This window comes from Agarivorans sp. TSD2052, from assembly GCF_023238625.1.
GTDB lineage: Bacteria > Pseudomonadota > Gammaproteobacteria > Enterobacterales > Celerinatantimonadaceae > Agarivorans.
The window spans coordinates 2,369,819-2,389,879 of the sequence record NZ_CP096670.1 but is presented as its reverse complement, the minus strand read 5'-3'; the positions used below and the strand labels follow the sequence as shown (position 1 = coordinate 2,389,879).

Genomic DNA, 20,061 nt, shown 5'->3' with positions numbered 1-20,061 from the left:
ATAGGGCTTTAACTAAAAATAAAAACCAAGCGCTGGGCGCTTGGTTTTTTAATAGGCATTGTTTAAGTTTGTCGCTTACTTAGAACTTGTACTTAACACCGATACGCGTTTTAAGTTGACGTTCGTTGGTTTTACTACTCACGCTTGAGTTCCATAGCTCGAAGTATGGGCGCCAGTTTTCAATTTGGTAGCCAACAAATAGACCTAAATCCCAGTTGTCTGCACCATTATCAAACTGTCTGTCTTTGCCTGTATCAACGTCAAATTCATGGCTGTACCAGTAGTTGGCTTCATAATCTAATTTAAGATTAGGCATGCTCTTAATTTTATAGCCACCGGTTAATGTTATCTTAGATTTATTCCAAGTTTCACCACCGTAAGAGCTTGCTTCTTCCGAGTATTTACGGATTTCGTAGCGGTAACGAAGCGCAGTTTTTAAACCAAAATCAGACTTGTAACCAACGCGAAATTGCGGCTTATAGGTAATTCTGTTGTTGCCGAAGGTAATCGGCATCCCTGGATGTACATACCATTTTTTGTTTAATTTGTGCTTATAGCCCCAATCAAACTCTGAATCACCACGTTGTAAGTTTTGTAAGAAGCCACCCTCGGTGCCATCGGCGTTTTCACCGCTTTCAAACTTCATTTCTACGCTGTAGTTCCAGCTACCTGCGTCACTCACTTTTGTCGAGTCACCGATTTTAATACGTCCAGCATGCTGTTCAGTTTCATGCTTGTATTCAGTACGGATATCAAGCTGTCCGGCGACGGCTGTGCCACTTAAAAAAACAGCGGCAATGGCAATTGGTAAGGTTTTCATTTTATTCATGATAAAATCCGTTTTGTTATAGGGCTTTATAAAGCCCGAGTTTTAGGTTTTATTTTTAGTTTTACTACTTGTTAAGGGTAAAGCAACTCTACGTCGCGCTCAGCCCATATTTCTGCGAGGTTTTTCTTTACGGTGTACTTCGATAAATCACCAGATTTAGATAAATCTAACAATTGTAGATTACTTTGCTTCATTGATGCAGGCACCGCGTCTGAGTTTAGGACCTCACGGTTTGCTTTTATCACATCTTCATTAATAAAGACGAAATCTGCTGCGGTTGCTACTGAGCTAATTGCAAGGCATACGGCGATAGCAAGAGGTTTATAGCTTGTCATTGAGGTTCCTTGTCGACACGGTCACTATGTAGTTATGTAATACAATTGAATGATATTTAGAAATCACAGGCTTATCTGTGAACTCGATCGAATTATTAAGTATTTTTGTATGATTTATTGCTGGGGTGTAAAAAAGTGTGCACTAGGTAGCATATACAGCATTTCCCATGTGCCGTTCGGCGGGTAATCAACCGTTACTTAGTGTAGGAGGGCAAGCAATAAATAACTAGCGCAAAGCGCTTTAGTGCTGGTGAAGCGTTAACTCCTCATAGTTAGGGTTTTATAGTGGGCTTGTGCTTTAGTTAAGCTTATTCGTATGCTGGCTATGAAACAGATGTGCTTTCGTATCGGAAGGCAAGTCTAGTTTGAAACCTAAGAGAATCCATGGTTGTTGTGACTCACTTGCTTGTTACTATCTTATCCAATCGCGGTCACGCCCACCCCTAGTGTTAAGCACACTACTGTTGATTGCGCAGGCAACTGCCAGTGGTGCTGGCATCAACTAGCCAAGATCACTTTTAAGCTCTAGCCCTTCTTTTGTATGACTAAATGTTTATATTCATGTGAGTTAAGGCGGATGAGTGCTGAGCAATTTTTCTCAACAAACCGGTATGTTAAGTGCTTCAACAACAGATCCCCCTCTTAAACCCAGTTATTAAGCTTCCTGTAGACTTTTTTAACTTAGTTACTTGAAATCAAAATGGCTTACCCCCATATCGTTTATCAACTAAAGAAGTATGTTTAAAAGCAAGGAAATATAACGATGACTGATGCAGTTCATGCTGAGACTCATGGCTTTCAAACTGAAGTAAAGCAATTACTTCAATTGATGATCCACTCCCTTTATTCCAATAAAGAAATCTTTCTACGCGAATTGGTGTCTAACGCCGCCGATGCCGCCGACAAGCTTCGTTTTAAAGCTCTAGAAGATAACTCGTTGTTTGAAAACGATGGTGACTTACGGGTACGTGTAAGCTTCAACCAAGATGCTAAGACCATTACATTGTCGGATAACGGCATTGGTATGACACGCGATGAAGTGATCGAGCATTTAGGTACAATTGCTAAATCTGGTACCAAAGAATTTTTTGGTCAGCTAAGTGGCGATAACGCCAAAGACTCTCAACTGATTGGCCAGTTTGGTGTGGGTTTTTACTCAGCCTTTATTGTTGCTGATAAGGTGACCGTAGAAACTCGTGCAGCTGGGGCTGAAACAAGCCAAGGCGTACGTTGGGAAAGTGCAGGAGAAGGTGATTACACCGTTGCCGATATCACTAAAGAAAGCCGTGGTACCGACATTATTCTGCACCTTCGCGAAGACGAGCAAGAGTTTTTAGATAGCTGGAAAGTTCGCTCTATCATTACTAAGTACTCAGACCACATCTCTATTCCTGTGCAAATGTGGAAAGACGAAACCCCTGAGTCAGATGGCCCAGACGGCGAAAAAATAGCGGCGGTACCTGGTGAGTGGGAAGCAATAAACAAAGCCACTGCGTTATGGACTCGCACTAAAAATGACATCTCTAAAGATGAATACAACGAGTTTTATAAGCATATTTCACATGACTTTGCCGACCCGCTAAGCTGGGCGCATAACAAAGTTGAAGGTAAGCAAGATTACACCAGCTTGTTATACATTCCGAGTAAAGCGCCGTTTGATATGTGGAACCGCGAGCGTCAACACGGGCTTAAACTGTATGTACAACGTGTATTCATTATGGATGACGCTGATGAGTTTATGCCGGGTTACCTGCGTTTCGTGAAGGGTGTGTTAGATTCAAACGACCTTCCGTTAAACGTATCTCGTGAAATTCTTCAAGATACTAAAACCACCGCTAATTTACGCAGTGCGTGTACTAAACGTGTGCTTACTATGCTTGAGCGTATGGCGAAAAATGATGCTGAGAAGTATCAAAGCTTCTGGGCAGAATTTGGTCAAGTATTAAAAGAAGGTCCCGCCGAAGATTTTGCTAATAAAGATCAAATCGCTAAGTTGTTGCGTTTTGCTTCTACGCATAGTGATAGCAGCGAACAAAACGTTTCGTTTGCCGATTACATCGAACGCATGAAAGAAGGCCAAGATAAGATTTACTATGTTACTGCAGATGGCTACGCCGCTGCTGCTAACAGCCCGCACCTAGAAATCTTTAAGCGTAAAGGCATTGAAGTATTACTGATGCATGACCGTGTAGATGAGTGGTTAATTAGCCACCTATCAGAAGCTGAAGGTAAAACGTTGGTGTCGGTAACCAAAGGTGATTTAGACCTTGGTGACTTGGATGACGAAGAAACTAAAAAGCAAAAAGAGCAAGATGAAAGCGAATACGCAAGCTTTGTGACTCGCGTTAAAGACAGCGTTGGTGACAAGGTTAAAGATGTGCGCTTAACGTACCGCTTAACCGACACGCCTTCTTGTATTGTTGTTGATGATAACGACATGAGCACCCAAATGCAGAAGTTGATGCAAGCGGTGGGTCAAGATGTACCAGAGCAGAAGTATATCTTTGAGCTTAATCCCCAGCACGCTCTTGTTAAGCGCATTGCCGATGAGCAAGATGAAGAGAAGTTTGCTGAGTGGGTAAGTCTTCTGCTTGATCAAGCCACCCTGGCTGAACGCGGCAGTTTAGAAAACCCTTCTGATTTCATTAAGCGTGTAAACCAACTACTGGCATAAGCGTTTATTTGAGCTATAAAAGCAGCACTCAGTGCTGCTTTTTTTTTATTTAAGTAAATAATCAGAGAGTTAGTGCAAAGATAAAGCGATAGATCGTTGCTACAATAAAGCTACAAAATCAATTTATTTTGGGAAGAATGATGCGAATATGGTTTCTAGTATTGAGTTTGACATACAGCTGTTTCGCAGTCGCTACTACTAAGGTCACTTTGTGGAATGCGCATAACCCTTCAGCCTATCTTGACGCTGCGATTCAACAGTACGAACAATCCCACGATGTGCTTATTGAAAAAAATAACTTTTTATCTGAAAAGCTCCGTGAAGAAGTGTTAAATCAAGCGAGAACCAACACTCTACCAGACATTCTTTATGTACCGAGTGACTTTGTGGGAATGCACGATCTGATTTCTTTAACGCCAGTGCCTAAGGATTGGTTGTTGCCTACCACTGATGCTCGGGTATTAGGAGCAGGTTATACCGATGGGCATCAGTACGGTATACCGTTGTTTCAAGGAAATCATTTAGTACTTTATTACAACAAGTCACTGGTAAAGCAACCCGTGGATAACTGGTCGGAATTGCTGAAGCAACAGTCACAATTTACTGAAAAGGGTCTGCAAACTATCGTTTGGAACTATTCCGAAATGTATTGGTTTATCCCATTTCTTACGGCCTTTGATGGTTGGCCAATAGATAATGGTAAAGTGACTTTAGATACACCTCAAATGCGTAGCGCTTTGGCTTATTACAAACAACTAAAAGATCTGGGTTTGGTTGACCCTAACTGTGATCATGACTGTAGCGTGCAGCGATTTAAAGACGGTGAAGCTGCTTACATGATTAATGGTGATTGGATTTACAACGACCTTAAACAAAACCTCGGCGAGCAACTGGGTGTTAGCTTGTTACCTAACATAGAGGGAAAACCTATGTTACCGATGTTTTCTGGCTATGTGTTGAGCTTTCCTCGCTTGTCTACCAGTGATCATAATTACCAACATATAAAATCGTTTGCTCTTTATATGCAGAGTAACGCTGCACAAGATATTATTTATCGTGAAGGGGGGTTATTGCCCTCGAATGTCGATGTTTTACAACAACAAACCGCTGAGCAAACTGAAAACGATAAAAATATGTTAAAGCAAATGGAATCTACCAAAGCGATGCCAAGCGACAGAGAGATGACGATAGTATGGCTAGCTATACAACGAGGTTTTAATCGTTACCTTGAGCACCATTACTCTATTGATCAAGCGACTCAATTAATGCAAAAAATCGCGGATAAAGAAGTCGCGAAACTCGGAACAATGAAATGACCATCAGGCTTCGGTCTATTACATTCATTCTACTGATATTGGTAGCGATCGTACCGGTTACGGTATTGTCTATTACTCTGTATAAACAGATGTACAATTTTACCTACCAGTCTGTCGATAGTCGTTTGGCGGCTTCTGCTAGCCAAATAACCGCGGAGCTTTCACATAGTAATGAAGTATTAACCAATGGTTTGCGTTTATTAGCAGAACAAGACAGCGTTATTAAGAGTATTGATGAACTTTTATATTCTATCCAATTACCAGCCATACTCGGTAAGTTTGTTGCGGATACACCCTTAGTTGAATCACTCTATCTCGTGGATGCAGATGGTTTTGTTATTGAATCATCGGGCGGCAACATTTTAGCGTTAGAACAGTCAAACATCTTACATCAAGACCGTGCCTCTCCCTTTATCACCGAAAAGATAGGCACCAAAAGTAAAATTTACTTAATCGATAATTACTCCTTGGTGACACGCAGTGGCATGCATCATAGCCTCGTTCATGTAGTGCCTATTTATAGTGATAATGCCATGGATCATGTGAATATAATGGGGTATTTGATAGCCGTAGTGCCTGTGTACGCACTCACAGATGCAGTCAGCATAGAATTACAAGATCAAGAAAGCTTAGCGATTTATTTCAAAGGTCAGCAGTTAGAAGGTAACTTAATCGGTGATGACAATTATGATGTCTCTCACTCTAGCAGTCTAATTTTGTCGGGTAGGGCTTATCAAAACTCTGTTTGGCTAAGTATTAAAGTAGGGCAACGACTAGAAACGCTAGACGCTCAAGTTCGCGACTCAATGGCACCAGGCATGGCGAGTAGCTTGATTGTCATTATCGTTATTATTGCTGTGGTGATGCTATTTGCCCACTTGGTCTCAAAAGCATTTGGTCAACTATACGCGCTTATTAAAGATTTTGAAAAAGGTCGCCAATCAGAGTGGTTGGGTGAGAGCCACATTGCCATACAAGAGTTTGCAGATGTCGCCGCCTTACTCGCAGAAATGAAAAGTACCATAGGCGAACAGTTACATACGGTTAATAAGAAGAACAAAGAATTGGCCCGGATCGACAAGTTACGAGCAAGCTATTTAGAAGAAGTACAAAGCCTTAACAGTAAGCTAGAGTTTAAAGTAGAAGAGCGTACTAAAGATTTAGAGCAGTCTATGGATAAGCTCGGGCAAAGCCATTTTTTCTTTCAGCAGTTAATTCAATTTAGGCGTATTTTAGAATCTAGCGGCGGCAATCGAGAGATAGCAAAAGCGGCGATTCAAATATTAGCTGAATGTTATCCTAATGGCGGAACCATCATACATTTGCCTGCGTCACGCGGTCATCGAATGGTCAATGATTGTTTAGGGGTAGACGTTGAAAACTTTGAGTTGTTGCAAAGCCGAGTACTGGAAAAATCGCGGCGCAGTTGGGATCGGTTTAGTATCGAGTTTAAACAGCAATTAGTGAATGTATTTGGTATACGCTGTGGCAACGGCAGGATGGGTTGGCTGTTACTTAATGAAACCAAATTAACTGAAGACCAAAATAACCAAATATTGCTGTTTATTACCGAATTAAGCGCGTTTTTGGAAAATCGAACCTTAAATGAAGAACTCGATTTTGTCGCCCGCACCGATTCATTAACGGGGATTAAGAACCGTAAAGCGTTTGATGAATTACAGTTCTCTCTTGAAACGCAGTTAGATGCCGAGGTAGGGCTGTTTATTATTGATGTGAATGGCTTAAAGCAGATGAACGATCAAAAAGGCCATGAAAAAGGTGATCAACTGATTATCTCGGTAGCTAGGGTACTGGGAGAATGTTGCACAGGCATTACCGCTCACTTTTACCGTATTGGCGGGGACGAATTTGCTGCGGTACTTTCAGGCGAACAGTTGGCTTTAGCTGAGCAGTTAGAAGAGCGTTTAATGGCACGGCAAAACAACCGCGTTGGTATTGAGTTGGACAGCTTCGCAGGAGAGCCGTTAGTGAGCTTTTCGGTTGGTTACGCCTCTACCAACGATGTCGATTTTAGCGACCTTTATAAGCTGGCTGACCAAAACATGTATCACAACAAACAATCTTATTATTCAATACTTCGACAGACTGAACTTTAGTCTTGCTCCACTTGTAGTATTGGCTTCAGCAGTGTAAATTCACGTTTCGAATAAAAGCACTATAAAACTAGACCAAGGAACAGCATATTATGCGCATCATTCTTTTAGGCGCTCCTGGCGCGGGTAAAGGCACCCAAGCACAGTTTATTATGGAGCGTTACGGTATCCCTCAAATTTCTACCGGTGACATGTTACGAGCAGCAGTCAAAGCTGGCACTGCCCTAGGCATCAAAGCAAAAGAAGTAATGGACGCCGGACAACTAGTCTCTGATGAGCTTATTATTGGCTTAGTAAAAGAGCGTATCCTAGAAGACGACTGTGAGAAGGGTTTCTTGTTAGACGGTTTCCCTCGCACTATTCCTCAAGCTGATGCGATGAAAGACGCGGGTATCAAAATTGACGCGGTTTTAGAATTTGACGTCGCTGACGAAGAAATCGTAAAACGTATGAGTGGCCGTCGTGTTCACCCTGGTAGTGGCCGTGTATACCACATCGTATACAATCCACCGAAAGTGGAAGGTAAAGATGACGTAAGTGGTGAAGATCTTGTGATTCGTCCCGATGATGAAGAAAGCATTGTTCGTGACCGCTTAGCTATTTACCATAATCAAACTAAGCCTCTAGTGAGTTACTACGGTAAAGAAGCAGAACGAGGTAACAGTAAATACTTTAAACTAGATGGTACTCAATCTGTTGATGCTATCAGTAATCAATTAGTTGAATTGCTAGATTAATTGCTAATAATTCAGTAAAAAAAAGCGGCCTTTGCCGCTTTTTTTTATCCCCTAGATTACCGTACACTGTGCTTTCAACTTTGAAGGAATAATTGAATGCCGCAAAACGACAATGATTTAAAATGTGCAGTGGTTTTAGTTAATCTTGGCACCCCTGATCAAGCAACACCGAAAGCGGTAGCCAAATTTTTAGGCCGTTTCCTATCAGATAAGCGGGTGGTAAACCTCCCAAGAGTCTTATGGTTACCGCTTTTATATTGTTTGATATTGCCACTTCGTTCACGTCGTGTTGCTAAGTTATACCAGCAAATTTGGTTGAAAAATGGTTCTCCGCTGAAAGTAATTAGTGAGCAAATTCGCCATAAAGTTGCTAACAAGTTAAGCGGTAAGTACGAAGTGTATTTAGCAATGACGTATAGCTCACCGGATATTAAAGAAGTGATTGATCAACTGCTGGCTGCTGGCCACCAAAAAGTGTTATTGCTACCGCTGTATCCACAATATTCGGTATCAACCACTGCGCCAGTATTTGACGCCTATCATCGGGCCTTAAAGAACACTTATAATTTACCTGAGCTAAGAACCATTAAAGAATACTATGCCGAGCCAGCCTACATAGACGCTTTAGCTAATTCTATTAAACAACACTGGGACCTCACTGCCAGAGGGGAAGTATTGCTGTTCTCTTTTCATGGTATACCTGAACGTTATGCTCGAAATGGTGACCCTTACCCGCAACAATGTGAAGATACCGCGGCAAAAGTTGCAGCCGTTTTGGGATTAAAGCAAAACCAGTGGCGACTATGCTATCAGTCGCGGTTTGGAAAAGATCCTTGGATTCAGCCTTACACTGACCAACTGTTACGCCAACTAGCAGAGCAGGGAGTTAAAGCGGTGGACATAATATCACCGGCATTCTCGGCTGATTGTTTAGAAACCATTGAAGAAGTGTCTTGTGAGTTACGCGACGAATTTATCAATGCTGGCGGCGAGCAATATCACTACATCTCAGCACTGAACGATAGCGCGGATCAAATTGAGCTAATGTGTCAACTTATCGAAAAGCACACTAAGGGCTGGTAGCAATAAAAAGCATCAGCTTCAATAGCTGATGCTTTAGCCAATCACACATAGATAATGGTGTGTTATCTAAGCTACTTTCTAAATTTGCCTAATGCGTCTTCAAATTCATAAGGCGATAAAATGAGGCCTTCTTCTAGGTCATTAGGGAATACTGCAATGTATAAATCATCGCCAGTTAACCCTTCAGTCCATCGGCTTCGCCACTTGTTTAATGAAATAGCTTCTGCTTTACAATGTTCCCATTCTCCAGTGGCCCAAGCCTGAGCAAACTCGCGATTAGGCCAAATGGGCACACAGTCTTCATCGTCTGAATTAAGCATGACACAGCCATCGTCATCGATCAGAATCCATAGCTGATTTTGAGCTTTCACTTCTTTAAGCAAATACTGGTAGCGGCGTTCACTGTCGAACTGTTGGATGTTAGCTTGTTGAGATGGGTCGATAGAATCAGACATAGTGAGTCCTTTTAAAAAGCAGATAGGATTAGCATAATTGAAATGTGTTAGGCCGTCATAAAAATCCTCTCTAAAACTTTTAATTGCTCAAACCATCGACAAATGAACGATCGATTGATTATGCTTATGTGATCTTTGTCGTAATACGTGCGATGTTTAACCAAGTTGTGGCATAATGCGCGACCAAACTTTTAGTAAACAGTTTACGCGGCGATTTAAGCGGGCGTAACTTAACCAAGCGGAATTTATACATTGCTTACTTCTTCTAATATCACCATGCAATTTGGCGCTAAGCCATTATTTGAAAATGTCTCAGTAAAATTTGGCGAAGGTAATCGGTATGGCCTAATTGGGGCGAACGGTTGCGGTAAATCTACCTTTATGAAGATTTTAGGTGGTGATTTAGAGCCAAGTGCCGGCAATGTATCCAAAGATCCTAACGAGCGTATTGGTAAACTAAAACAAGACCAATTTGCCTTTGAAGATAAAGACGTTATCGACACGGTTATTATGGGTTATGAAGAGCTGTGGGCGGTAAAGTCTGAGCGCGATGCTATTTATGCAAACCCTGATATGACTGAAGAAGACGGCATTCGTGCTGCAGAACTTGAAGCAGAATTTGCCGAAATGGATGGTTACACCGCTGAAGCCCGCGCTGGTGAGTTATTGCTAGGGGTGGGTATTCCAATTGAGCAGCATTACGGCCCTATGAGCGAAGTTGCGCCAGGTTGGAAACTTAGGGTGTTACTGGCCCAAGTGTTATTTGGTGACCCAGATATTATGTTGCTTGATGAACCTACCAACAACTTGGATATTAATACTATTCGTTGGTTGGAAGGGGTGCTCAACGAGCGCAATTGCACCATGATTATCATTTCGCATGATCGACATTTCTTAAACAGTGTTTGTACCCATATGGCTGATTTAGACTATGGTGAGTTGCGAACTTTCCCTGGTTCATACGATGAGTATATGACGGCTGCTACCCAAGCTCGTGAGCAAATGTTGTCTGATAATGCCAAGAAAAAAGCCCAAATCGCAGAGCTTAAAACTTTTGTTAGTCGTTTTTCGGCTAATGCATCAAAATCTAAGCAAGCGACTTCTCGCGCTAAGCAAATTGATAAGATCCAGTTGGCCGAAGTTAAGCCATCTAGTCGCCAGAACCCCTATATTCGTTTTGAAGAAGAGAAAAAACTTCACCGCTTAGCCTTACAGATAGAAGGCTTAGAAAAGCGCTATGAAGAAACTCTATTTAAAGATTTAAATCTAATGGTCGAAGTGGGTGAGCGGGTAGCAATTATTGGACCTAACGGTATCGGAAAAACGACCTTACTAAAATGTTTAGTGGGTGATACTGAGTTTGGTGGTTCGATTAAATGGTCTGAAAATGCCCAACTTGGCTACTATGCTCAAGATCACTCCGCAGATTTCGAACAAGAAAAAACCTTGCTAGATTGGATGTGGCAATGGGGCAAAGAGGGGGATGATGAGCAAGTAATTCGCGGAACCTTAGGCCGCTTATTGTTTTCACAACAAGAAATCAACAAGTCGGTGAAAGTGATTTCTGGTGGTGAACAAGGCCGCATGCTATTTGGTAAAATGATTTTGCAAAAGCCAAACATCATGGTGATGGACGAACCCACTAACCACTTAGATATGGAATCTATCGAATCGCTAAACTTAGCCTTAGAAAATTTCCCGGGTACTTTGGTGTTTGTTAGCCACGACCGAGAGTTTGTTTCTAGTTTGGCGACGCGAGTTATTGAAATGACCCCTGAGGGTATCGTAGATTTCCACGGCACTTATGAAGAGTACTTACGAAGCCAAGGCTTAAGTGCTTAAGCTAGGTAAGTGTTAATAAAGCAGCCTAGGCTGCTTTTTTTGTGTCCAAGGTTTAGCATTAAACAAAAAGAATCCATAAATTAACTAACATGAGCAGCACAAGTCGCTGTGATTGGCAATTTGTTTAATGAAGCTTTAGAATTGCCACTTTATTGGCTAGTGCCACACTTTAAAAATACCAAGGAACTTTACATGACTATCGCAAAAGACGATGTTGCAATTATTGAATACACCGTAACCGCCAATGGCGAACAATTAGACACGTCTGAAGGCAAAGAGCCACTCGCAGTAATTGTTGGTTTAGGTCAACTGGTACCGGGTTTAGAGCAAGCCTTATTAGGTAAAAAAGTCGGTGATAAATTTGATGCGGACATTGCCGCTGAAGATGCCTACGGTGAGCGCAATGATAACTTGGTTCAAGCTGTGCCTAAATCTATGTTTGGTGATGTTGAAGTGGAAGTTGGTATGCAGTTCCGCGCGACGACTGACGAAGGCGAACAGTCTGTAATTATCATTGGTATGGAAGAAGACGAGGTGATTGTTGATGGCAATCACCCATTGTCTGGTATCGACTTGGCGTTCACTATTGAAGTGATCGAAACCCGTAAAGCCACCGAAGAAGAGTTAGCACACGGTCACGTGCATGCTGAGGGTGGTTGTGGTCACCACCACTAAGCACTAATAATACTTATAGTTGGTCTTCTACCGGTAGTAGGCCAACTATCCACGCTTGAAACTTCCGCCATAGGCTAGCCTTAGGTTCTGAGGTATAAACCGCTTCGGCTTGCTCTCGTCGCTTTTCTATCCACTGTAAATCTTGCTGTTGATCTAATTGCACCCGGTAACTTTTATAAGGTAAATCGGCATTTACCCCTTTAACGATGACCTTTGCTAAGTTGGGGCAGGTGAGTAATAGACCCATTTCTGTGTTGAGATTAATAGATCTAGGATCCCAGTTAAACGAGCCAATGAATATTTTTTCTTCATCTACCACAAACATTTTGCTGTGTAGGCTGGCGCGTGAAGCACCTTTACCGAAAAAGGCCAAACGTTGTTTTTGTTTTGCATCGGGCTTCACTTCGTATAGAAACACATTGCCGGCGACTAATTGTTTGCGGTATTTTTTATAGCCGGAGTGCACGGCTGCCACATCGGTTGCGGCTAAAGAGTTAGTCACGACACTCACATCAATCCCTTTATCTGCCAAGGCAATTAGCCCCTCTGTTCCGGCTTCACCGGGTACAAAGTAAGGCGAGCTAAGTAGGATTGATTGTTCTGCGGCCTCTAACACGCCAGCTAAATTAGTAGATACATCAAAGGGGTAATTGGAATCTTTGTTGGGATGGTCGACCAATACTCGGCCGTCACACCAGTAAATGAAGTCGCGGAAGCTTTGGTTTTCGAGTATTTGTTGATGTTTCAAGTGCGCCTTAACAAAAGACTTAACGCTGTGCTTGAACATCTGCTGCTCTAAGCGTCGAAATTGTGCTTGTACGTCAACGTCTTTGCTATTGAGCGCTTCAATTGGGTAAGCTCTAACATCATTCCAGTATAAGTCGAAAGCTTGGTTAACTTCGGCCACTAGTGGTCCAATAGCAATAGCGTCTAAATCGGTAAACTCTAGGTCATCTTGAGCGCTGAAGTACTCGTCACCAATATTTCTGCCTCCTACCACGGTGACTAAACCATCGATGGTTAGTGACTTATTGTGCATTCGACTATTTAGGCGATCAAAGTCGCCTAGCATATTGGTACCACGAAAATTGCGGTCGTAAAACGGGTTGAATATGCGGATTTCTATGCGGTCATCTAAGGCTAAGGCCTTAAGAACATCATCGTAGTTAGACGTATTGATATCATCTATCAGTAGTCTTACTCTTACTCCTCGGTCGGCCGCTTCCAGTAGGTAGGCGAGAAAAATTGCGCCAGTCATGTCTTCTTTGATCATGTAGTACTGTGCGTCAATCGTTAATTCGGCTTGTTTGATAAGCGCAATGCGTGCGGCAAATGCGCTAATACCGTCTGACAGAATAGTGATGGCGGTTTTCTCAGGCTGATATTGAGTAATTTGCCGAACTTTGCCGTTGTTAATAGATTCACTATCTGCTGTTAGCGTGTAGCTAGGATGTTTGAATTGGGCAATCAGCTCATCACTAGGGCGTTGAGCACAGGCTAATAACAGCTGACTGATAAAAAAAAGAAAAATGAGATGTCTCATAGGTACGAGCAAGTCCATTTGGTTAACGCAATATAAGCAACTAAATATTATAAGAAATTTTAGACTATTTCGTAAACCATAGCTACTAGATGGCGTTATACATGGGCTTGATTTGTTAACTAGCTGTTAATCCGTTTCCTACCTACTTAGATTACGTATATAATGTCGCGCTTACTTTTCTGAGAATAAAATATGCACACTGCTGAAACCTTGTTTAAACCGGATACTTGTGTAAATCGTCAACGCGCCGCTGCGCCATTTTTGCCGATGTCTCGTAAAGAGATGAAAGTATTAGGGTGGGACAGTTGTGACATTATTTTGGTCACCGGTGACGCTTATGTTGATCACCCTAGTTTTGGTATGGCGGTCATCGGCAGAATGCTCGAAGCCAAAGGCTTTAGAGTGGGTATTATTGCCCAGCCCGAGTGGACCAGTAAAGATGCCTTTATGACCTTGGGCAAACCTAATCTATTTTATGGTGTTACAGCCGGCAACATGGACTCGATGATCAATCGTTATACGGCTGATCGTAAACTTCGTCATGATGATGCTTATACACCCAACAATGAGGGCGGTAAACGCCCAGATAGAGCGGTTATTGTATATTCTCAACGTTGTAAAGAAGCTTACAAAGATGTGCCCGTTGTATTAGGTGGCATTGAAGCCAGTTTGCGCCGTATCGCTCATTATGATTATTGGTCGGATAAAGTGCGCCGCTCAGTATTGTTTGATGCCAAGGCAGAATTACTTATTTATGGCAATGCAGAGCGCCCTTTGGTTGAAGTGGCATATCGCTTAAGCCAAGGCGAAAACATTGCTGACTTATACGATGTTCGTGGCACCGCCATCATACGTAAAGAAGCGTTACCCGGATGGAGTGGCTTAGATTCAAGCCATTTAGACAAGCCCGGTAAAATCGACCCTATTCCTAGTCCCTACACTGAAGTTGAAGAAAGTTGTTCATCAAAAGAAGAACCGGCAGCAGATAAAGGTGCAGATCAAGCGAAGCCGATAGTGGTGCAAATGGAGAAGAAGCGCCCATGGGAAAATGTCTATATTAATTTACCAGCCTTCGAGCAAGTCAAAGTTAATCAAGTGTTATATGCACATGCCTCTAGAATTTTCCATCTAGAGACGAATCCCGGGTGTGCGCGTGCTTTAATGCAGCGCCATGGTGATCGCTATATCTGGCTTAATCCACCTGCCTTACCTTTGAGCACCGAAGATATGGACGGTGTATTTGGCTTGCCTTATCAGCGTATCCCGCATCCGAGCTATGGAAAGGCAAAGATTCCTGCTTATGACATGATTAAGTTTTCAATTAACATTATGCGTGGCTGTTATGGTGGCTGTACTTTTTGTTCGATTACTGAGCACGAAGGCCGAATTATTCAAAGCCGTTCGGAAGATTCCATCATCAATGAGATCGAAGAGATCAGAGACAATGTACCGGGCTTCACTGGGGTTATATCTGATTTAGGTGGGCCTACTGCCAACATGTACCGCTTGAACTGTAAGAGCCCAAAAGCTGAGGAAACATGCCGTCGCTTGTCTTGTGTTTACCCGAGCATTTGTCATCATATGGATACCGACCACCAGCCCACCATTGATCTTTATCGACGTGCGCGCAAAGTAGAGGGTATCAAAAAGATCTTGATTGCCTCTGGTGTACGCTACGACATTGCGATTGAAGATCCTCGTTATGTAAAAGAGTTAGCCTTGCACCACGTAGGTGGATACTTAAAGATTGCGCCAGAACATACTGAAGAAGGGCCTTTATCTAAGATGATGAAGCCGGGTATGGGCACTTACCATAAGTTTAAAGAGCTATTCGATAAATACTCTAAAGAAGCTGGTAAGAAACAGTACTTAATCCCTTACTTTATCTCTGCCCACCCCGGAACCAAAGATGAAGACATGGTGACGTTAGCTTTGTGGTTAAAGAAAAACAAATTTAGGCTTGATCAAGTACAAAACTTTTATCCTTCGCCATTGGCTAACGCAACCACAATGTACCATACAGAGCGAAATCCATTGCACAAGGTTAGCCATACTAGCGAGCGTGTATCGGTGGCGAAGAAGGGCAGGCAGCGTCGCTTGCATAAAGCTTTGTTGCGTTATCATGATGAAAAAAACTGGCCAATTATTCGTGAAGGTTTAGCAAATATGGGGCTTAGTAAGCTAATTGGTAGTGGCTTACAACACCTAGTGCCTGCAGAAAACCGTAAAGGGGCTAAACACAGTAATAGCCGAGGCTTTAAAGGCGCTAAAAATAGCAACTTTGCAGCTACCCGTTTTACCAGTAAACAATTCAAACAAAACCGCTCGTAGCAAGGTGTTTTACTCAGCTTGAACTAAGCACGCTACCTGTTTACCTCGCTAGACATTTAAGTCACTAGCGAGGTAATCAAATTGGCGATCTTATATTACCTGGTGGCGTAAAGCTGTTTTTTAATCGCTGCTGACAATCAAACGCTAAAGTGCGTAACCGTTTGTTTTTCTGATTACTTACTATCTAGTTATTAAACCGACATCACTGGCCTAATCGTGTTAGGGTGTAAAGCTTATCTTTTTTAAACACATCACAGGTAAGCCGCCTTATCTTGTCTGTCGACTTTGTGATTTTAATCCTTCCGATTTGAATTCATCTCATAACTCCGACCTATGGTCCTTTGTGGACTCCACTTATTGGATGATTGAAATGAAAATTGAAATAGTAACTGCGGTAAGCCCAGCTCTGAAAGAAACTGGGTTTGGTTCGGCATTGGCTTGTAACGATGTATTAGCGTCTTTAACTCTGCAAGGACATGTGGTGCGGCTTAGCGAGTGTGGTTCTTTAAAAGACTTAGATGCCGTCACTCATCGTGAACCAGACCTGGTTGTTTTAGCGGCAAAATATATGCCTATAGAAGGTGGTGATAAGCTTTGGTTTTCTGATTATTTCGCGCAACACAACATTACGTTCTCGGGGTCGACCAGAGAAACCCTAAACTACGATTCCGATAAGGTTCTGGCTAAATCACGCCTAAGCAGCTTAGGTATAAAAACAGCTCGCTACTTTACGGCAACACCCGGTGAGTTTTCAGACGAGGAAGAATTGCCGCTTTCATTTCCTTTGTTCCTTAAGCCCACCGATGCGGCCAATGGTAATGGTATCGATGACCAATCGTTTGTAGAAAACTTCAGTCAATTTCAAAGTAAAGTCTGTGCTTTGTATGCAGTGTATAAACAACCCATACTCGTAGAAGAGTTTTTAGCAGGTAAAGAGTTCACCGTAGCTGTGATTAACAGCACTGACGGAACCTTATCCATTTCTGCTATTGAATTAGAACCTCCATTGTCTAGCGGTAACTTAAGGATATTGGGCGCTGTTGTTAAAATCCAGGACACTGAAACGCTCAAAAAAGTTAATGCAGAGCAATTAGAGGAAGTTCAGCTATTAGCTGCTCATTGTTACCGTGCCCTAGGTGTTAGAGGGTATGGCCGTATTGACGTAAAAATGGACCTCAAAGGCGTCTGTTATTTTATGGAAGCGAACCTCGTCCCTGGGATGAAACGTGCTAGCAGCTATTTTCCCAAAGCCTGTGAGATAACTAACCAGCTGTCCTATGACGAGGTGATTAAATTAATGTTTAATGAATCCTTTATGCGTGTCTTGGCTAAACAATCGCTCGACACCATGTTTGAACCAGCACCTCTTAGCTGCGCTGTTTAGCCAGCTGATAATATTTCCCGCCCACATTAATAGAGAGTCGGCGAGTAAAACACCGACTTTCGACACGTCTAAACGTTTGCTCGCAAGCAAACGAAAATACATGGCCTATAGGCGAAATTGATCATTCGTTCATAAAGTCACACCTAATAAAGTATTACCAAGGATAAGACGACATGAATACATTAAAAGTAGGAGTCATTGGGACTTCAAGAAAGCCAGACGAACGCCGTTTTCCCATTCATCCAAGGCATTTACATCGCATTCCTGAGGCATTGCGTCAACAACTCGTCTTTGAAGAAGGTTATGGCGCGCCTTTTGGGGTGTCTGATGATGAGATTGCAGCCTTAACCGGCGGTATTGCCTCTCGCCATGAGTTATTGGCTGAGCTTGGAACGGTCATCATTGCTAAGCCGGTATTGGCCGATCTACAAGAGCTTCGTGAAGGTGGAACACTTTGGGGGTATGTACATTGCGTACAGCAACAAGACATCACTCAAGCCGCCTTAGACCGTAAACAAACCTTGATAGCTTTTGAAGACATGTTTATTTGGTCTCCTAATGGTCATGCCGGTCGCCATACTTTTTACAAAAATAATGAAATGGCGGGTTATTGCGCGGTATTACATTCATTGCAGCTTAAAGGCATTGATGGGCATTATGGTAATCAGCGTAAAACCATAATCTTTGGTTTTGGTGCGGTGAGCCGTGGCGCAATTTATGCTCTTAAAGCTCACGGATTCAGAGATATCACCATTTGTATTCAGCGCCCAGAAGATCAGGTGCGAGAAGAAGTATTAGACTGTCGATATGTAAGAATTAGAGCCGGTAGCGATGACGAAGCTCGTATGATGGTGGTCGAACACGATGGAACATCTAGACCGCTAACAGATCTAATTAGCGAAACAGATATCATTGTAAATGGTACCTTTCAAAATACCGAATGTCCTACCCATTTTGTCACCGAAGATGAAAGTCGCTGTTTGAAACCAAATAGCCTGATCATTGATGTGAGTTGCGACGAGGGAATGGGTTTCTTTTTTGCAAAACCTACTACCTTCAAACAGCCCATGTTTAAACATGAAACCATTGATTACTATGCTGTAGACCATACTCCGAGCTATCTTTGGGAAAGCGCCACGCGTTCGATTTCAGCAGCTCTTATTGTATATTTACCCGTTGTTTTAGCCGGTCGTGATAGTTGGTATGAGAATGAAACGATTCGCCAAGCTATCAATATTGATGGTGGCGTTATTCAAAATCAATCCATTTTGTTATTTCAACAACGTGAAGAAGATTACCCTCACTTGTATACTAATGCTGATAAATCCCTAGTATTAAATAACATCGCTTAATAGCAGCTTGTAGGCGTTTGTTCGAAAAGTATGTAGCTAAAGTAGGCCTTGGGTAACATCTCAAGGCTTAATTAACAACATAGTGCTAATAAGACGTCGAATCCTTTACTGTTCATCGCTCATACATAGTGGTCACGGTGTTGAGTCAAATTGAAATTAGATGTGTTTAGCTACTCGCAATGCTTTTGGTGTATTCATCAATAGCTTTGGTGAGTGATTTTTTGATTTCTAGGATAGGTTTTGAGTGCGGGCACCACAAAGCAATTGGGATAGATATCCCATTTCTCACTTTGGTACATTGTACTCTGACCAAATTTTTAGAAATGTAGCCAATAGTTTCACTCCGTTTTGGCAGCGCGGTCCAGCCCAAATTCATTTGTACCAATTTAATAGTCATTGCTAATTGGTCTACTTCGTCATAATTCGCTGACAGTACCACTAAGCTATTCATGTTTTCATCTAGTAAGGATTTGAGAACAAATTGACGAGTAGATTTTAAAGCAGCATATTGTTCGTCATCAGACATATTAAGCACTTCGCTGTCTTTACTGACGTAAGGGACAAAATCGATTCCACCAAGTAGGGTATAGCTTATATTACTCATCGCTTTTGCATTAGTCACATTTACAATAGCGAAATGGATGGTCTCTTGTTCGAATCCTGCTCTGATTTCTGCTTGTGATCTTACAATGAGGTTGACTCGCATACGTGGATAATCGACAGCCAGTTGTTGACGAATGAGTGCCAATACTGTGTGTGGTATAAAGCTGCTGTAAGCAATGGTAATAGAGTCGAGCTCTCCGAAAGACAAACTAAGAGCAACCTTGTCGAAGGTTTTTGCTTGTTCTAAAGCTTGTTTCGCATAATGGTAAAGCAATTTGGCATCTAGAGTCGGTTCAACCACTCTCGGCGTCCGTTGAAATAACTCTACCGCCAGCATGTCTTCTAAGTTGGCAACAACTTGCCCTACCGTGGTTCGATGCTTATCCAGTTTTATAGCTGCTTTGCTAAATGATCGTTCTTCATATACGGCCACAAAGGCTTGTAGCTGTTCTAGGCTAAAATTCACTGTCTAATTCCTTTTAGGTAAAAGCGCGTTAATCACATGCTGTGTTATACACCGCTTTCCTTAGTGATTGCGGCAAATACTTATCATCATACAAAGCTTGGCTTGGAAATATTAGGGTAATGCGGACGCAATGTCTCATTAAGCCAAAAATTAACCTACATCAAAGCTTGGCCACTTTTTGTTTTCAATCGCTAATTTTGCGAAGTAACCATAATTAATTAGTGGTCTTTCTATCTATATTAGTAATCTATAAATAAGTATTTATTAAATTAGATAAATCTATTTTAACTGTGTGTTTGTCGATATTTTGGTTGGTGCAATG

General features: G+C 42.2%; 16 protein-coding genes. 10 read left to right on the top strand and 6 right to left on the bottom strand.

All coding sequences use genetic code 11. From position 1 onward, the window contains the following. Nucleotides 1-79 precede the first annotated feature (79 nt). Nucleotides 80-829 carry an oligogalacturonate-specific porin KdgM family protein gene (locus M0C34_RS10875; protein ID WP_248711707.1) on the bottom strand — a complete coding sequence of 250 codons (750 nt, stop codon included), beginning with the start codon at nucleotides 827-829 and terminating at the stop codon, nucleotides 80-82. A 71-nt stretch (nucleotides 830-900) separates the two neighbouring features. Continuing rightward, on the bottom strand, nucleotides 901-1,164 hold the full coding sequence (locus M0C34_RS10870) for a hypothetical protein (protein WP_248711706.1): 264 nt from the start codon (nucleotides 1,162-1,164) through the stop codon (nucleotides 901-903). Between the two features lie 763 nt (nucleotides 1,165-1,927). Between M0C34_RS10870 and htpG the strand changes: the two genes are divergently transcribed. The 5 genes from htpG to hemH all read left to right on the top strand — a co-directional run bounded on the left by htpG (nucleotide 1,928) and on the right by hemH (nucleotide 9,088). Further along, the gene (gene htpG / locus M0C34_RS10865) at nucleotides 1,928-3,838 is read left to right on the top strand and encodes a molecular chaperone HtpG (protein ID WP_248711705.1); all 1,911 of its coding nucleotides are present in this window, start codon (nucleotides 1,928-1,930) and stop codon (nucleotides 3,836-3,838) included. Nucleotides 3,839-3,999: 161 nt separating this feature from the next. Continuing rightward, a complete protein-coding gene (locus tag M0C34_RS10860) occupies nucleotides 4,000-5,154 on the top strand; it encodes a sugar ABC transporter substrate-binding protein (protein ID WP_248711704.1) in 1,155 nt (384 codons plus the stop codon). After that, nucleotides 5,151-7,271 (top strand): sensor domain-containing diguanylate cyclase, encoded by a 2,121-nt coding sequence (locus M0C34_RS10855; protein WP_248711703.1) that lies wholly within the window; start codon nucleotides 5,151-5,153, stop codon nucleotides 7,269-7,271. The genes M0C34_RS10860 and M0C34_RS10855 overlap by 4 nt, the downstream gene beginning before the upstream one ends. Before the next feature lie 89 nt (nucleotides 7,272-7,360). Next, the gene (adk, locus tag M0C34_RS10850) at nucleotides 7,361-8,005 is read left to right on the top strand and encodes an adenylate kinase (protein WP_248711702.1); all 645 of its coding nucleotides are present in this window, start codon (nucleotides 7,361-7,363) and stop codon (nucleotides 8,003-8,005) included. 96 nt (nucleotides 8,006-8,101) lie between these two features. After that, entirely contained in the window at nucleotides 8,102-9,088 is a 987-nt protein-coding gene (hemH, locus tag M0C34_RS10845) for a ferrochelatase (RefSeq protein WP_248711701.1), read from the top strand. A gap of 71 nt (nucleotides 9,089-9,159) precedes the next feature. Here the strand turns inward: hemH and M0C34_RS10840 are convergent, their stop codons facing one another. Then, nucleotides 9,160-9,543: a DUF2750 domain-containing protein gene (locus M0C34_RS10840; RefSeq protein ID WP_248711700.1), complete on the bottom strand. Its 384-nt coding sequence runs from the start codon at nucleotides 9,541-9,543 to the stop codon at nucleotides 9,160-9,162. A 252-nt stretch (nucleotides 9,544-9,795) separates the two neighbouring features. On the opposite strand from M0C34_RS10840, the gene M0C34_RS10835 reads away from it, so the two are divergent. Continuing rightward, the gene (locus tag M0C34_RS10835; protein WP_248711699.1) at nucleotides 9,796-11,385 is read left to right on the top strand and encodes an ABC-F family ATPase; all 1,590 of its coding nucleotides are present in this window, start codon (nucleotides 9,796-9,798) and stop codon (nucleotides 11,383-11,385) included. Nucleotides 11,386-11,541: 156 nt separating this feature from the next. Here M0C34_RS10835 and M0C34_RS21300 read toward each other — a convergent pair whose 3' ends face one another. Further along, nucleotides 11,542-11,598 (bottom strand): hypothetical protein, encoded by a 57-nt coding sequence (locus M0C34_RS21300; protein ID WP_371923133.1) that lies wholly within the window; start codon nucleotides 11,596-11,598, stop codon nucleotides 11,542-11,544. On the opposite strand from M0C34_RS21300, the gene M0C34_RS10830 reads away from it, so the two are divergent. After that, entirely contained in the window at nucleotides 11,578-12,060 is a 483-nt protein-coding gene (locus tag M0C34_RS10830) for an FKBP-type peptidyl-prolyl cis-trans isomerase (protein WP_248711698.1), read from the top strand. The genes M0C34_RS21300 and M0C34_RS10830 overlap by 21 nt on opposite strands. Nucleotides 12,061-12,073: 13 nt before the next feature. Here M0C34_RS10830 and M0C34_RS10825 read toward each other — a convergent pair whose 3' ends face one another. Next, a complete protein-coding gene (locus M0C34_RS10825) occupies nucleotides 12,074-13,603 on the bottom strand; it encodes a phospholipase D family protein (protein ID WP_248711697.1) in 1,530 nt (509 codons plus the stop codon). A 192-nt stretch (nucleotides 13,604-13,795) separates the two neighbouring features. Here M0C34_RS10825 and M0C34_RS10820 point away from each other — a divergent pair, with 192 nt between their 5' ends. From M0C34_RS10820 to M0C34_RS10810, 3 genes are all read left to right on the top strand, one after another. Continuing rightward, nucleotides 13,796-15,934: a YgiQ family radical SAM protein gene (locus M0C34_RS10820; protein WP_248711696.1), complete on the top strand. Its 2,139-nt coding sequence runs from the start codon at nucleotides 13,796-13,798 to the stop codon at nucleotides 15,932-15,934. Between the two features lie 370 nt (nucleotides 15,935-16,304). Further along, nucleotides 16,305-17,318, top strand: coding sequence for a D-alanine--D-alanine ligase family protein (locus M0C34_RS10815; RefSeq protein WP_248711695.1), 1,014 nt, complete (start codon nucleotides 16,305-16,307; stop codon nucleotides 17,316-17,318). Between the two features lie 173 nt (nucleotides 17,319-17,491). After that, complete coding sequence (locus M0C34_RS10810) at nucleotides 17,492-18,670, top strand: N(5)-(carboxyethyl)ornithine synthase (RefSeq protein ID WP_248711694.1); 1,179 nt, start codon at nucleotides 17,492-17,494, stop codon at nucleotides 18,668-18,670. Between the two features lie 166 nt (nucleotides 18,671-18,836). Here the strand turns inward: M0C34_RS10810 and M0C34_RS10805 are convergent, their stop codons facing one another. After that, nucleotides 18,837-19,739 (bottom strand): LysR family transcriptional regulator, encoded by a 903-nt coding sequence (locus M0C34_RS10805; RefSeq protein WP_248711693.1) that lies wholly within the window; start codon nucleotides 19,737-19,739, stop codon nucleotides 18,837-18,839. Nucleotides 19,740-20,061: the final 322 nt, after the last annotated feature.